Annotated in this window: 10 protein-coding genes; 2 read left to right on the forward strand and 8 right to left on the reverse strand. The window is 59.1% G+C overall.

The window, feature by feature from the left end; genetic code table 11:
• Nucleotides 1-25 precede the first annotated feature (25 nt).
• Complete coding sequence (locus tag HQL76_02835; GenBank protein ID MBF0108099.1) at nt 26-646, forward strand: aminoacyl-tRNA hydrolase; 621 nt, start codon at nt 26-28, stop codon at nt 644-646.
• Nucleotides 647-648: 2 nt separating this feature from the next.
• On the forward strand, nt 649-1758 hold the full coding sequence (ychF, locus tag HQL76_02840; protein MBF0108100.1) for a redox-regulated ATPase YchF: 1110 nt from the start codon (nt 649-651) through the stop codon (nt 1756-1758).
• Between the two features lie 42 nt (nt 1759-1800).
• Here the strand turns inward: ychF and HQL76_02845 are convergent, their stop codons facing one another.
• The 8 genes from HQL76_02845 to gltA all read right to left on the reverse strand — a co-directional run bounded on the left by HQL76_02845 (nt 1801) and on the right by gltA (nt 14271).
• Nucleotides 1801-5109, reverse strand: a complete 3309-nt coding sequence (locus HQL76_02845; GenBank protein ID MBF0108101.1) for a DUF499 domain-containing protein — start codon at nt 5107-5109, stop codon at nt 1801-1803.
• Nucleotides 5110-5139: 30 nt separating this feature from the next.
• The gene (locus HQL76_02850) at nt 5140-7926 is read right to left on the reverse strand and encodes a DUF1156 domain-containing protein (GenBank protein MBF0108102.1); all 2787 of its coding nucleotides are present in this window, start codon (nt 7924-7926) and stop codon (nt 5140-5142) included.
• Nucleotides 7927-7982: 56 nt separating this feature from the next.
• Nucleotides 7983-8768: a CDP-diacylglycerol--serine O-phosphatidyltransferase gene (gene pssA, locus HQL76_02855; protein ID MBF0108103.1), complete on the reverse strand. Its 786-nt coding sequence runs from the start codon at nt 8766-8768 to the stop codon at nt 7983-7985.
• Between the two features lies 1 nt (nt 8769).
• Entirely contained in the window at nt 8770-9429 is a 660-nt protein-coding gene (locus tag HQL76_02860) for a phosphatidylserine decarboxylase family protein (protein ID MBF0108104.1), read from the reverse strand.
• Nucleotides 9430-9481: 52 nt separating this feature from the next.
• The gene (gene ilvC / locus HQL76_02865; GenBank protein MBF0108105.1) at nt 9482-10498 is read right to left on the reverse strand and encodes a ketol-acid reductoisomerase; all 1017 of its coding nucleotides are present in this window, start codon (nt 10496-10498) and stop codon (nt 9482-9484) included.
• 93 nt (nt 10499-10591) lie between these two features.
• Entirely contained in the window at nt 10592-11086 is a 495-nt protein-coding gene (gene ilvN / locus HQL76_02870; protein ID MBF0108106.1) for an acetolactate synthase small subunit, read from the reverse strand.
• A gap of 12 nt (nt 11087-11098) precedes the next feature.
• Nucleotides 11099-12793 carry a biosynthetic-type acetolactate synthase large subunit gene (gene ilvB, locus HQL76_02875; protein ID MBF0108107.1) on the reverse strand — a complete coding sequence of 565 codons (1695 nt, stop codon included), beginning with the start codon at nt 12791-12793 and terminating at the stop codon, nt 11099-11101.
• Nucleotides 12794-12975: 182 nt separating this feature from the next.
• Nucleotides 12976-14271: a citrate (Si)-synthase gene (gene gltA / locus HQL76_02880; GenBank protein ID MBF0108108.1), complete on the reverse strand. Its 1296-nt coding sequence runs from the start codon at nt 14269-14271 to the stop codon at nt 12976-12978.
• Nucleotides 14272-14337: the final 66 nt, after the last annotated feature.

Here is a 14337-nt window from a genome sequence, read left to right on the forward strand (position 1 = left end):
GAGGGTCCATGCGGACGTTCCGTTCATGAAACTGCTGGTGGGGCTGGGCAACCCCGGCCCAAATTATCAGGGGACGAGACACAATATCGGCTTTGACGCGGTGGCGTGTCTCGTCCGCCAGTTCGGTCTCGGCGCCCGAGTCACCCGGTTCGGGGGGTGGTTCGGTTCCGGACGGATCGATGGCGAAACAGTCTCCTGGCTCTGTCCGCAAACCTTCATGAACCTGTCGGGAAACGCGGTCGGAGAAGCGGTCCGGTTCTACCACCTTGAACCGGTCGATGTCGTGGTCTTTCACGACGACCTGGATCTGGCTCCGGGTCGCATCAAGGTCAAACAGGGGGGCGGACATGGCGGGCATAACGGCCTCAAATCAATCCACCAAGTCCTTGCCTCACCCGAATTCCTCCGTGTCCGCCTTGGCATTGGCCGACCTCCGGGGAAGATGGACCCGGCCCGGTATGTCCTGGAACCCTTCTCGTCCCAGGAGCAGGTCATCCACGACGCATCCATCGCCCTTCTTCCCCAGGTGCTTCCTTTTTTGCTGCGTGGCGACCCGGCGGGAGCCATGAATCATCTGGGACAGATCATGACGCAACAACCCAACGATCCCAGGAAGGGGTCTGGGAACAAAAAGGCAGGAGAATAGTCATGGCTTTGCAATGTGGCATCGTTGGTCTTCCCAATGTTGGAAAATCGACCATTTTCAATGCACTGACCTCGGCAGGGGCCCAGATTGCCAACTACCCGTTCTGCACCATCGAGCCCAATGTCGGCGTCGTGACGGTCCAGGATCCCCGACTCGACACCCTGACCCGCATGGCCAAGCCCGCCAAGACCCTGCCCACCGTCATGGAATTTCTCGACATCGCAGGCCTCGTCAAGGGGGCCTCCAAGGGTGAAGGTCTGGGCAATCAGTTTCTCGGCAACATTCGTCAGGTAGACGCGGTGGCTCATGTGGTCCGTTGTTTTGAAAATATCGATGTCACACATGTCCATGGCATCATCGATCCTGCCACCGACATCGAAATCATCGAAACCGAACTGATGCTGGCCGATCTTGCAAGTATCGAAAAACGCCGGGATGCGGTGATCCGCAAGGCCCGTTCCGGGGACAAGGAGGCCCGTTTTCTCACCTCGGTCTATGACAAAGTCATCCTCGGCCTCAACGAAGGCACGCCCATCCGCGCCCTGGGCTTGGGCCCCGAGGAAAAGGTTGTCATGCGCGAACTTTTTCCCCTGACGGCCAAACCGGTTCTTTATGTTTGCAATGTCGATGAATCCGCGGCAGCTGCGGCCCAGGTCCCGGGACAACACCCCTTGACCGACGCCGTTCGCGCGCGGGCTGCACGGGAAGGGGCAGAGGTCGTCGTGATTTGCGGTGCCATGGAAGCGGAGATTGCCCAACTGAAGGCCGAGGAAAAACAGGCCTTTCTCGATGATCTGGGGCTCAAGGAACCTGGACTCGACCGGTTGATCCGTCAGGCCTATCGCCTTCTGGGATTGATGACCTTCTTCACGGTCGGACCCAAGGAGGTACGGGCCTGGACCGTGGGGAACGGTGCCAAGGCGCCACAGGCCGCCGGCGTCATCCATACCGATTTTGAACGTGGATTCATTCGCGCCGAGGTCATCGCCTATGAGGATTTCGTCGCCTGTGGCGGGGAATCGGGGGCCAAGGAAAAAGGAAAGCTCCGAGTGGAAGGAAAGGATTATACCGTCCAGGATGGCGACATCATGCACTTTCGCTTCAATGTCTGATCGGACCATCCAGCAGAATTTCTCTCCCCCATTGGGGTCGCATCACTCTTCTTCGAACCCAAAAGAAGCGAAGCGCAGGGTGCGGCAATTTTCGGTTACATCGCGGATGGTCTTCTCGCTGGCCCCGCTCGGCAACTCGGCGCGGATTTCCATCGTCACTTCGACGTTGGCCCCGATATATCTCGACAGATGTTGGATCACCTCGTCGGCAATCCGACTGGCGTCCCGTCCAGCCCGGAGCGAATCGATCCGCACCGATCCGCGAAATCTTCGATACCCGAGGGCGGCTGGTGGTATGCCGGGGTCCGTTGCAAGCGTTCCCCCCTTCCCGGTCGATTGACGCCGTGCCACGGTCCGTTCGATGTCCGGGACCGTCGCCGAACCGTTTCCGGCTTTCGTCTCAGCCGCTGCGATATCCCGGCGCTGTTGTTCGGCTGCCACATCGGGCTTGACGATGATCAATCCCGCTTCGTCCTGAACAGTGGCTGAACCGCCACCCGCAAGGCCTGAATAGCGGCCTGCGGCATCCCTGGACTGTGCGCCGGCAAACGTGTCCGACTGCCAGGTCGGTCGCGTGATTCCTTCCCGGATGGCCGCGATCAGCACGTCCGAATCGCGAAGACGGGGAAGGTACAGGTACGTCGCAAAATCCTCGACAAGCTGCTTCACCGGCACGTCATGACCTCGCCAGAGAGGTACCCGGTCCAATTCAAGGCGCAACCGAACTCCACCCATCTGGACGAGGAGCATCTCCTCGCTCTTGAGCTTTTTGGCAGCGCGAAGCGCCAACGAATCCAATCCTTGCAGGCGTGTTTCCGTCCATTCCGGCGATCCCCTCGGGTCTGGCTGGTTCGGGACAAGCAGCCACTGGTAGGTCTCGGGAATGCGCACTTTAACCGTTTCATCGCCGTTCTTGCGCTGCGTATCCGCTTGTTTGGCTTGGAACGGATCAAGATTGAGTTGTTCCCGCTCGTCCCATATGGACTTCCAGGACATGAATTGCCGGACGGCAACCTGAAGCTCCTTGAGCCGACTTGCATCGCCCGCCAGGAACACCAGGGTGTTTTTGTAGGACCGGGGACTACTGCCGCGACTGTCCAGGATGGCCTGCGCCTCCATGCGCGCCGCGCTATCCGCTTGCCCTTTGCCGTGAGGACGATCCGGACTCAGGATCACCAGCCGCGCCTCGTGTTCGTCCGGAATATCGCTGCCGCTCGGACACGCATGCACGCGATGGAAATCGCCACGGCTGCGCGCCTCGTCGCGCAGGCGGCGCACGATCTCGTCCATGACATCGTGTTCGTGGATCTGGTTCGCACGGTCCTCCGCAAGACGTGTGACCGTGGGCTGGGTCGCGTACCAATAACGGCTGCCGTCCACATACAGATAGGTCGCCCGATCGGTAAGTCGGCGGATGGCATCGCCAAAGGTGGCCACGGTTTCGCCAGGCTGGACGCATCCCAAATTCACCTGGCGCTCGTCGATGCCTCGATGGGCAGCCCGTTGGGTCGGGGCCGATCCAACATAGATGGTACGCGCCACGCGACGGCAGGCAGAGTAGCGGCCCAGGTTCGGGGAATCCCGGTCAAGCCTGAGCGGCAAGGAATGCGCCCCGTCCACATCTTTGGCGATCACAGGGGTCCACGGGTCATCAAGGTAGCGGGTCAACTCAAACTGCACCGCCGAATCGTCAATGGGGATGGTGCCAGGCATGATGAGCAGATTGCCGTCCTGTCTTTCCCACAGAGAATGAATCACCGCCGCCATCAGACGCAACACGCCGCGCGTGCGTTGAAATTTGTCGAGCGTGGACCAGTCGTTGTAGAGCCGGTCGAAAAGTTCCGGGTGGATCGGGTAGGCCAGCTTGATGCGACGTTCGTACTCCGCCTCTCGACACTCGGATGGAAATTCGCTGTGCTGCGTTCCGTACATCTCCACAAAGGCGCGCGCCACGGCATCACGTGCCACGAATGCCTGCGGTTCATGCAGAGGCTCGAAGAGCCGACGGCGCACGATTTCAAACCCTTCATCCGAACTGGCCGGTCGCCAGCTCGATTCCACGCGACCGACGGCATTCTTGAGTCGGGACAAGGCACGCTGGCCCCACTCGCCGCCGATCTCGTTGTCGGAAGCGGGAATGCTGACCACCAGCAAGGTGTTCCTGGCCGCCTTGGCCGCCTCGCTCAATGCCTGGGCAAAGGTAAACTGGGTGTCGAAGGTGCCCGCGGGAAGCACGCTGCCTTCGTGCAGCTGCCGTGCGTAAGCGACCCATTCGTCGATCAAGACAAGACAGGGCGAGAACTTGTTGAACAGTTCCTTCATTTTGTCGCCGGGGTTGGTGGCATTTTCGTCATCGGCACGGATCATCTTGTAACCGGCCTTGCCGCCGAGTTGCCAGGCGATCTCACCCCAGATCGTTCGGACAACCGTCCCGTCGGCCTTGGTGCTCGGGTTGCCGGGCGACACCTTCGTGCCGACGACGACGGCACGATTGACCTTCGAATCCACCTTGCATCCGACATCCTCCAGGACTTGCTCGACGCCGGGAAGTTCGGTCGCAGACGTGCCGGAGAAAAGATGATAAAGCGCCAGCATGCTGTGGGTTTTGCCGCCGCCGAAGTTTGTTTGCAGCTCGACCACCGGGTCGCCACCCTGCCCGCCAATGCGGATGATGCCGTTGCCAAGGAGTTTCCGCAGCCCCTCGGTGATAAAGGTGCGCCGAAAGAACTCGGTGGGATCCTGGTACTCGGACGCTGCCTCGTTCAGGTACACTTGCCACAAATCAGCCGCGAACTCGGCCTGCTGGTACTTGCCTCTGGCCACGTCCCGGTGCGGGATGGCGACGTCGCGCCAGGACCTCAGGCCGCTCCGCGGGTTGCCCTCGGTGGGAGCCACGGCCTGCTTGCGCATTTCGCCCCGACACTGCTCGTCGAATCGCACGCGCAGCAGTGCCATCTTCTGATCTTCCAGTTCCTTTGTCTCGGGGGCCGAAATGGCAGTGAGCAGGCGTCCGATGCTGTCCAGCGCCCGATAGACATCATCGCTGCTGAAAGACGCCTGATGCGCCCAACGGTTATGGATCTCGCGCAGTTCGCTAACCAGGGATCGTCCGGTATAGCCAAGGGTGTTACGAAAGACGGCGTTCCACTGGTCCCACATGACAGTGAGCAGATTTTGGGTGTCCCAGTTGACCTCGCTCACCGTACCACGGTCTTCACGGATCGCCCGCGCCACCATCTTTTGCCACTGATCTCCATGCACGGCACGCAGTTCCCGCTCCACAAAGGGGCGAACCCCTGCGTTGAGCAGTTCAAGCGCATCACCCACTCTGCCATGATTGCTCTTGGCCATGTTTTGCCCTCGTCATTGAACGATCCCCATTCAAAAAAGGGTTCGTTGGTGCTCGCGCGGTGTTGCCTGGGCCAATTTGGTCAGTTCGGGCCAAACCAGCACGAGGCTGTTGTAGGCCAGTGCTTCGCTCGACCAGTTCTTGCCTTCGCAGACCTTGTACAGTCGATACGACAACTCCCGTGCCGTTTCGCCAACCGAACCGCCCAACTTGCGCAGGAGCGCCGAGGCGCCGCTTTCACCGTGCTGGTCGAGGACACGAATCAGGCGCTGGGTCGCTTCCCAGACAGTCAAACGATTGTCCGAGGCTGGGTCCCAGTTTTCCGGCAACTCATCCCGTTTGACCAGACGGACCTTGCCACCCCGCGCCGTGACAATGCCTGCCTGTTCAAGGCCGTTGACCGCCGTGTTCTTGGCCCGTGAGAGCGTTTCGGCCACGCCAAACTCGCCTTCCTCCATTCCGTGCTGATCGAACCACGCCAATGCCCAGCGGGTGTCGGCGTCAAATTCCGCATCCTGTTCGGCCAGTACCTCATCAAGGGTCCGGTTGATCAGAGCCAGAGCGGTGCGCACAGTCATGGCATTGCCGTGCGACTCGACGACCTTCGCGTAACGCGAGAACACGGCCATGCCGGGACCTATGGCCGCCTGGGCCAGGTCCACAGGGGCGATGTTCCCCTGCTGGAGGCGTTTGAGCGCGGTCGGGAGTTCTTTCTTCATTTCGTTCAGGAACTCGCGGCGACCGCATTGTGGGGCATCGACCGGACGCGGGCGGCAGGCGAGCACAATATAGGAGGCCAGGGCATTGGTACCCATGGCCACCATACGCCACTTCTGCGAAGCGCGCACCGGCCAGGTCGCGGTAATCTGGAAGCCACTGCCAAGAAGGGCATCGAGCAACGTCTCCCAACCCGTCGTCAAATCGGTCCCATTGTTTGGGCCCTCTTCATCTCCGTTGTCGTCCTCGTCACTGCCTGTTTTCTCGTCTTCCTGCTTGAAGGCGTAGTAGACGGTGAGCGGAAAGCGCGGGTCCATCTTTTCGCGCAAGGTGGCAAAGGCCTTGCGAAAGCCGGACTCGAAATGTTCCTTGGCCGTTTCCTTATTCCCGTCGAAGCGTTCGGGGGCAGCGGTAAGTTCAGGGGCCTTCGGTACAAGGATGGTTTTGAAAAGCTCGGGATACAGGTCGCCGATGGTACGCCTGAGCCAGACATAGAAGAAATCGGATAGTGCAGCGTAGCCAATGTTATCGTAGTAGGGGGGATCGGTACTGACCAGAAGACCACTGGCATCGTTCCATGCGCCAGAGGCATCGACTTGGCGACCGTTACCGCTACCGACTGACGACTTGCCAAGCACCTCGATGCAATCAGCAACGTAATTTTCGCAAGTAACCCAAGACCCAACCGTATTGCCTAGAATATTCGCTTCCGCAAAATCCCAGACCATGGGAATTGCCTGCCGCCCGAAAAGATTCATCACTTTTTGGTTGCCAGAGGTCCATCTGCAAAGTCCATTGTTAAAATCCGCACATCGATCAAGCGCAAGCGCCAGGAACGTGGTGACGGTCCTGGCATACTCATCGACATCATCGAAACGCCCTGCTTTCGCTGCGTCCACGACCACATCCTCGTGGATATCCTTCACCAGGTCGCCAAGCGTCACCAGTGCGGTCAGCTGGCGTGGGGTAAAGATGTCTACAAATCTGGACCATCCATAAAGCGGCGGCGAGAACCATCGCCGATCGTTCGTCATGTTCTGTTCGATCATCGGTGCTTCAGGCTTTAACGCCTCTGGCATCCACACGGAATCACTTGGCAAGTAGGTCCTGCCCTGTCCGATGTCCGCCACGGTAGCAAGCGGTATGTCCTCAACTCCATGGTCAATTGCCGATTTTCTTACCTGCGCCTTGGAAAATTGCCGCCCACAGAACAGACAACGCGCACCCTTTCCACTTGTCGTCTCCTTCTCCGCGATTCCGCTCTTTTCGATGATGAAACGGATGCTTTTGTCCTCAAATACAGGTTTTGCATGAATAAAGTTTGGCTTCTTTCGGCAAAGCCAAAAAGACCGCACCAATGGCGCTCGGGCGCCACAGGCCGGGTTTGGACACATGATTGTTCTGGCCCACAGCCATGCAATCACGTTCGCCTCGCGACCACCATATTCCCTGGGCAGTTTTACCTTCGGGTAGAGATGTCCAATCTTTGCAATCGCGCGTTCCCGGATCAAATTTCCGTAGTAGCGAACATCCTCGGCCAGCCCTCTTGATCCTGTCCAACCCGTGTCTTTCAGGACATGGCCACGCACCTCTGGATTGACTGGCGAGCACTCCAACCAGCGCGGAACCAGTTCCAAATTGCATTTGTTGAGCAGCACCGCCACCGGATTGAGATCCGCCGCATGCGCCGCAAAGCCCAGACGCGCCGCCTCCAGTGGAATGGAACCACCACCGGAAAAGGGGTCGAGTACCGGCGGCAACTTTCCATCGGCGTGTTTCAACATCTCCTCGCGCGCCTTGGCGTAAACATCGGGCCGTTCATGCAGCTTTTTTTGCATCAACTCGCGGATGATGCCAAACAGGCGCTCGCGCTCGGCATTTTGCGCCTCCCCGGTCGGGAATTGATCGGGGTGCGCCGACGGGTCGTCCACCACGGAGGCAAACAGCACCGCACGCGCCGTCGGCAGCGGCAGCCTTGCCCACCAGTGATGAATGCCCTTGGGATGCGGCCCAATACCGGGCATCTTGTCATAGGCCGATGCATCGTTGATCTCCGGCAACGGCAGTGCGACCTCGATCAGCTTCTTCGGAGATGTAACCATCCGTTCTCGTCTCTGCTAAGCCCCTTCCCAGACCCATCCATGATCGTTAAATCACTTCAGACTGTAAAATCCTTGACCTCATCTTCCTCCACTTCCTTCCCTTCCGCCAACAGACGCCGATACTCCCGATGACTGTGGAACGCCGAGGCCAGATAGAAACCACTCAAAAGGAACAACGTCACTGCCAGATGAATCGTGAGTACCGCCAGAAACACCACCACCCCGACCAACGTCAGAAACGGTCGCGACTTGTGCCAGTCCACATCCTTCATGCTGCGAAAACGAATGTTGCTGACCATCAGAATGCCCAGGGCATAGACCAGAAGAAGCGGCAGAAAAGCCACCCCCCCATATCCACCCGCCGGAGACGGCGGATCCCACCCCATTTCCAGATAGAACAACAAGGTCGCCACCAGGATTCCCGCAGCAGCCGGAATGGGCAATCCCTGGAAATAACGTTTGAAAACCCGTTCGTCCCCCACATAGTGCTGGACATTGAAACGGGCCAGGCGCAACGCCCCACAAACCGCATACAAAAAAGCCCCCGCCCAACCCACCCGATTGAACGGAACCAATGCCCACTGATGGATCAACACCGCCGGAGCAATGCCAAAGGAGAGAAAATCGGCAAGACTGTCATACTCCTTGCCAAAGGCGCTGGTGGCGTTCATCGCCCGCGCCACCCGGCCATCCAAACCGTCGATGATTCCCGCCGCCACGATCGCCAGGGCCCCCCGCTCATACTGTCCGGTCAATGCCGCCATGATGGCATAGAAGCCGAAGAACATCCCCCCCGTGGTCAGCAGGCTTGGAAAGATATAGGCGCCACGTTTTCCGGTCATGTCAACCACCCGCCGCCACATTCAGATGGGCCATGATCGTTTCTCCAGCCCGGGTTTCATCCCCCAGCGTCACCAAAACCTTCGCCGAACGGGGTACATAAAGATCGACCCTCGACCCAAAGCGGATCAATCCGAACCGCCCGCCGCGCTCCAGCCGATCCCCCTGCCCCACCCGGCAGACGATCCGCCGCGCCACCAACCCCGCGACCTGGACAAAACAAACCAGAATCCCCCCCTCGCCCCGCATGAGGAGTTCCATCCGTTCGTTTTCCAGTGAGGATTTGTCGAGCCGGGCATTCAGGAAGCGACCCGGATGATAAGCCATGGCCTCGATCCGACCCGCCATCGGCGCCCGGTTGACGTGAACGCTGAAGACATTCATGAAAATGGAAAGTTTCAGCGATGGCCCAAGACCGAACGGCGCCTGGGCCACCTCTTCGACCGCCACCAACCGACCGTCCGCCGGGGCCACCAGGACTCCGGGATCGGCGGGAACCACCCGGTCCGGATCGCGAAAAAACCAGACACACCAACCCGTCAGGAGCCAGAACGGCAATATGCACGCCAGATTGGGCAAAACCAGGCTCGCCAGCGCCGCAACGACGGCAAACCCGAGAATGAACGGCCATCCCTCCCGTGCCACCGGACTCAAGCTGGACATCGCCTTCCGACTCCTCAATCCTGTTACCCGGCCTTCAGACCCGCCCGAACGATCAATTCCTGCTGCGATCGACCAGTTTGCCCTTCTGGATCCAGGGCATCATCGCCCGCAGCTTTCCTCCCAATTCCTCGATGGGATGGGCCGCCCCCAGACGACGCAGGGCCTGGAACCGGGGCCGGCCCGCCTGGTTTTCAAGGATCCATTCGCGGGCGAATTCTCCCGTCTGAATCTCGGTCAGGATCCGTTTCATCTCTTCCTTGGTCCGGGCATCGACGACACGGGGACCCCGGGTCAGATCGCCATATTCGGCAGTATTGGAGATGGAATAGCGCATGTTGGCAATCCCCCCCTCGTAGATCAGATCCACAATCAACTTGGTTTCATGCAAACATTCGAAATAGGCCATTTCCGGAGCATATCCCGCTTCGACCAGGGTTTCGTAGCCCGCCTGAATCAATGCCGTGATGCCGCCACACAGGACTGCCTGCTCGCCGAAAAGATCGGTTTCGGTCTCCTCGCGAAAGCTTGTTTCGATGATCCCCGCCCGTCCGCCGCCGATGGCCGAGGCATAGGCCAGGGCCACATCGAAGGCCTGGCCACTGGCATTTTGATGGATCGCCACCAGCGTGGGCACTCCGCCGCCACGCAGATATTCCGCCCGCACCAGATGGCCCGGCCCCTTGGGGGCCGCCAGGAACACATCCATGTCGGCAGGGGGTTCGATCTGGCCAAAATGAATGTTGAACCCATGGGCAAACACCAGGGCCGCCCCTTTTTTCATGTTCGGCGCGATTTCATGACGGTACAACCGCGCCTGATGCTCGTCGGGAACCAGAATCATCACCACATCCGCCCCCGCGACCGCCTGGGCAACCTCCATCACCGTCAACCCCGCCCCCTCCGCCTTCTTCCACGAGGTGGAACCCGCCCGCAAACCCACCACCACATCGACCCCGGAATCCTTGAGATTCTGGGAATGGGCGTGTCCCTGGGAACCATAGCCGATCACGGCAACCCGGCGGTTCTTGATCTGTTGAAGGTTCGCATCACGGTCATAATAGATTTTCATTGGCACATCCCCAAAGATTCTTGACGTTTTTCGTTCGGAAAGGGGGGACCGACCCCGGACCCATCCTCGGTCATTTTTCAAATACCAGTTCTTCTAGACTTTCATCATTCCCCGATTGCCCCGGCTCAACGCCACCTGTCCCGTCCGGACCAATTCGATGACCCCCAACGGTTTGAGCAATTCCAGGCAGGCATCCAGTTTATTGCTGTCCCCGGTCACCTCGATCATGAACGAATTGGCAGTGGCATCCAGGACCCGGGAACGAAAAATATCGGCAATCCGGAGAACCTCGGCCCGAACCTCCCGTTCCGCCGCCACCTTGACCAGCATCAATTCCCGCTCGACATGCGCCCCTTCGGTCAGATCGCTCACATGGATGACCGGAATCAACTTGTGAAGCTGCTTGATGATCTGTTCGATGATTTCATTGTCGCCGATCGAGACCAGAGTGATTCTGGAGGTGGTTTCATCCCCGACCGGGGCGACCGTGAGCGATTCAATGTTGAAGCCGCGGGCGGCGAACAGCCCCACCACCCGCGAAAGAACACCCGCCTCGTTTTCCACCAGGACCGAAATGATATGCCGCATGATCAAACCTCCCTAGAGCAGGATCATCTCGTTCAGGGCCTTGCCGGCCGGGACCATGGGATAGACGTTGGATTCCTCGGAGACCCTGAAATCCATGACGACGGCGTTGTCGATCGCCAGGGCCTCACGGATCGTCGGTTCCACCTCCTCGGGACGGGTCGCCCGCAATCCAACCGCGCCATAGGCCTGGGCCAGAAGGACAAAATCGGGACGGCTTGAAATATTGGACTGGGAATAACGTCCTTCATAGAAAATCTGTTGCCATTGCCGCACCATCCCGAGAAAACTGTTATTGAGGATGGCGATCTTGATCGGAATGCGAAACTGGGAACAGGTAGCCAGTTCCTGGATGTTCATCTGAATGGAACCGTCGCCGGTAATGAGAATGACGGTTTCATCGGGTTTGGCGATGCTGGCCCCCATGGCGGCGGGAAGACCGTACCCCATGGTCCCAAGCCCTCCCGACGTCAGCCAGCGGCGCGGGAGATCAAAGGGATAAAACTGTGCCGCCCACATCTGATGCTGTCCCACGTCGGTGGCGACGATGGCGTTGGCCTCGGTCAGATCCCGAAGTTTTTCGATGACGAATTGCGGTTCGATCCAATCCTTGCCCTGGTGATAGCGAAGGCATTCCTTTTCGCGCCAGGACTGGATCTGCCGCCACCAGGGAGAGAGATCGGGTTGACGGTCGCGAGCGCCGGGTGCCTCCAGAAGGGCGTTCATCTGTCCGAGGACATTGCCGACATCGCCGACGATCGGCAGGTGAACCTTGACATTCTTGGAAATGGAGGTGGGATCGATATCCAGATGGATGATTCGCGCGGAAGGGGCGAACTGGGAGATTTTTCCCGTCACCCGATCGTCGAAACGGGCGCCGACGGCGATCAGAAGATCACAGTTGGAAACCGCCATGTTGGCCTCGTAGGTACCATGCATTCCCAACATGCCGACGAACAGGGGATCGGATGCGGGAAATCCGCCCAAGCCCATGAGGGTGTTGGTGATGGGCGCCCCCAAAAGACGGGCGAAACGGGTCAGTTGGGGGGCGGCATCGGAAAGGATGACCCCTCCCCCGGTATAGATCATGGGCTGACGCGCCTCCAGGATCATGGAGACAGCCTTGCGCACCTGACGGGCGTTGCCGACAACGGTGGGATTGTAGGAACGGATGCGCACCTCGGCGCCGGTGTCTTCATAGTCGCAGACCGCCGCCGTCACATCCTTGGGGATGTCCACCACCACCGGTCCGGGACGACCGGTTCGGGCAATGTGGAAGGCCTCGCGCAGCACCCGCGCCAGATCCGATACCCGGCGCACCAGATAATTGTGCTTGGTGCAGGATCGGGTGATCCCGACGGTGTCTGCCTCCTGGAAGGCATCGTTGCCAATCAGATCGACGGGGACCTGGCCGGTGATGCAGACCAGGGGAATGGAATCCATGTTGGCGGTCGCCAATCCCGTCACGGCATTGGTCGCCCCAGGACCTGAAGTGACCAGGGCCACCCCCACCCTGCCACTGACCCGGGCATATCCATCGGCGGCATGAACCGCCCCCTGCTCGTGACGGCAAAGAATATGGTGAAGTTCGGGCTGTTTGAACAGGGCGTCGTAAATATGCAACACCGATCCGCCAGGATAGCCGAACACATGACGCACCCCAAGATCGCAAAGCGTTCGGACGACGATTTGAGCCCCCGTCAATTCCACTGCGACACTCCCAATTCAACCCGTTTCACCCCCAGAACAAAGACCTGATCCCCCGACAGGGAAACCACGACCCGCTCCATCCTTAAACCTTGGCGTGGTACCGGGGAACTATGATGATTCACGCAACCGGTGTCAACGGACACCGGTTGCGGATTGAACCGGAAGGGTCATTCACCGGGAGATCACGGCCGGCGATGCAGAGGAACATAATCGCGCTCGGGAGATCCGACATACAACTGACGCGGACGACCGATCGACTCCTTCCCCGAAATCATCTCCATCCACTGACAGATCCAGCCGATGGAACGGGCCACGGCGAAAATCACGGTAAACATGTTGGTGGGAATGCCGATGGCCGACTGGATGATGCCGGAATAGAAATCGACGTTGGGATAGAGTTTCTTTTCGACGAAATATTCGTCACTCTGGGCAATCTGCTCCAGTTCCAGGGCCAGTTTGAAGATCGGGTCGTCCTCCCGTCCCAGTTCCGCCAGGACATCGTGCGCCGCCTTTTTAAGAATCCGGGCGCGGGGATCGTAGTTCTTGTAGACGCGATGGCCGAACCCCATGAGCCGAAAGTTGTCCTTGGGATCCTTGGCCCGTTTGATGTACTCACCCACCCGGTCCACGGTACCGATCTCGCCAAGCATGTCGAGAACCGCCTCGTTGGCCCCGCCATGCGCCGGCCCCCACAAACAACTGATCCCGGCGGATATGGCGGCGAAGGGATTGGCCATGGACGATCCCGCAAGCCGGACCGTCGCGGTCGAGGCGTTTTGTTCATGATCGGCATGGAGGATGAAAATCTGCTCCATGGCCCGGACCAACACGGGAGAGATCCGGTATTTCTCGCACGGTACCTTGAAAAGCATCCGCAGAAAATTTTCGATATATCCCAGTTCGTTCTTGGGATAGATGAACGGGTGCCCGATGGAATATTTGTACGAGGCGGCGGCGATGGTCGGCAGTTTGGCGATGACGCGAAACGCGGAAATTTCCCGGTGCCGCGGATCGTGAATGTCCAGGGAATCGTGGAAAAACGCCGACATCGCCCCCACCATCCCCACCATGATCGCCATCGGATGGGCATCACGCCGGTATCCCTTGTAAAAATTCTGCATCTGCTCGTGGAGCATGGTATGCTGCATGACGATGCGGCAGAATTCCTCATACTTGGGACGGGTCGGCAATTCGCCCCACATCAACAGGTAACACACCTCAAGAAACGTGCTTTTCTCCGCCAATTGATCGATCGGATACCCGCGATACAGAAGGACCCCCTTGTCGCCGTCGATGAAGGTGATCCGGCTCTGGCAGGAAGCGGTCGAAAGAAATCCGGGATCAAGGGTGAACATGCCGAATTCCCGGTAGAACTTGGAAATGTCCACGACCGGAGGTCCTTCGGTCCCGTGGAGGATCGGCAGTTCCACGCTTTTTCCAGTGCGATTGTCGGTGATGGTCAAGGTTTCTCCAGCCATGGCATTGCCCCACTGTCGTCTCAAGAGAATCGGGATGGGTTGCGTTAAGCCATCTCGCACCCGGTG

The organism is Magnetococcales bacterium (assembly GCA_015228815.1).
Lineage (GTDB): Bacteria > Pseudomonadota > Magnetococcia > Magnetococcales > UBA8363 > UBA8363.

What these genes read in the sequence shown, in the direction of transcription:
- HQL76_02835 (MBF0108099.1), top strand. Translation starts at nt 26, where the DNA reads ATGAAACTGCTGGTGGGGCTGGGCAACCCCGGCCCAAATTATCAGGGG.
- ychF (MBF0108100.1), top strand. Translation starts at nt 649, where the DNA reads ATGGCTTTGCAATGTGGCATCGTTGGTCTTCCCAATGTTGGAAAATCG.
- HQL76_02845 (MBF0108101.1), bottom strand. Translation starts at nt 5,109, where the DNA reads ATGGCCAAGAGCAATCATGGCAGAGTGGGTGATGCGCTTGAACTGCTC.
- HQL76_02850 (MBF0108102.1), bottom strand. Translation starts at nt 7,926, where the DNA reads ATGGTTACATCTCCGAAGAAGCTGATCGAGGTCGCACTGCCGTTGCCG.
- pssA (MBF0108103.1), bottom strand. Translation starts at nt 8,768, where the DNA reads ATGACCGGAAAACGTGGCGCCTATATCTTTCCAAGCCTGCTGACCACG.
- HQL76_02860 (MBF0108104.1), bottom strand. Translation starts at nt 9,429, where the DNA reads ATGTCCAGCTTGAGTCCGGTGGCACGGGAGGGATGGCCGTTCATTCTC.
- ilvC (MBF0108105.1), bottom strand. Translation starts at nt 10,498, where the DNA reads ATGAAAATCTATTATGACCGTGATGCGAACCTTCAACAGATCAAGAAC.
- ilvN (MBF0108106.1), bottom strand. Translation starts at nt 11,086, where the DNA reads ATGCGGCATATCATTTCGGTCCTGGTGGAAAACGAGGCGGGTGTTCTT.
- gltA (MBF0108108.1), bottom strand. Translation starts at nt 14,271, where the DNA reads ATGGCTGGAGAAACCTTGACCATCACCGACAATCGCACTGGAAAAAGC.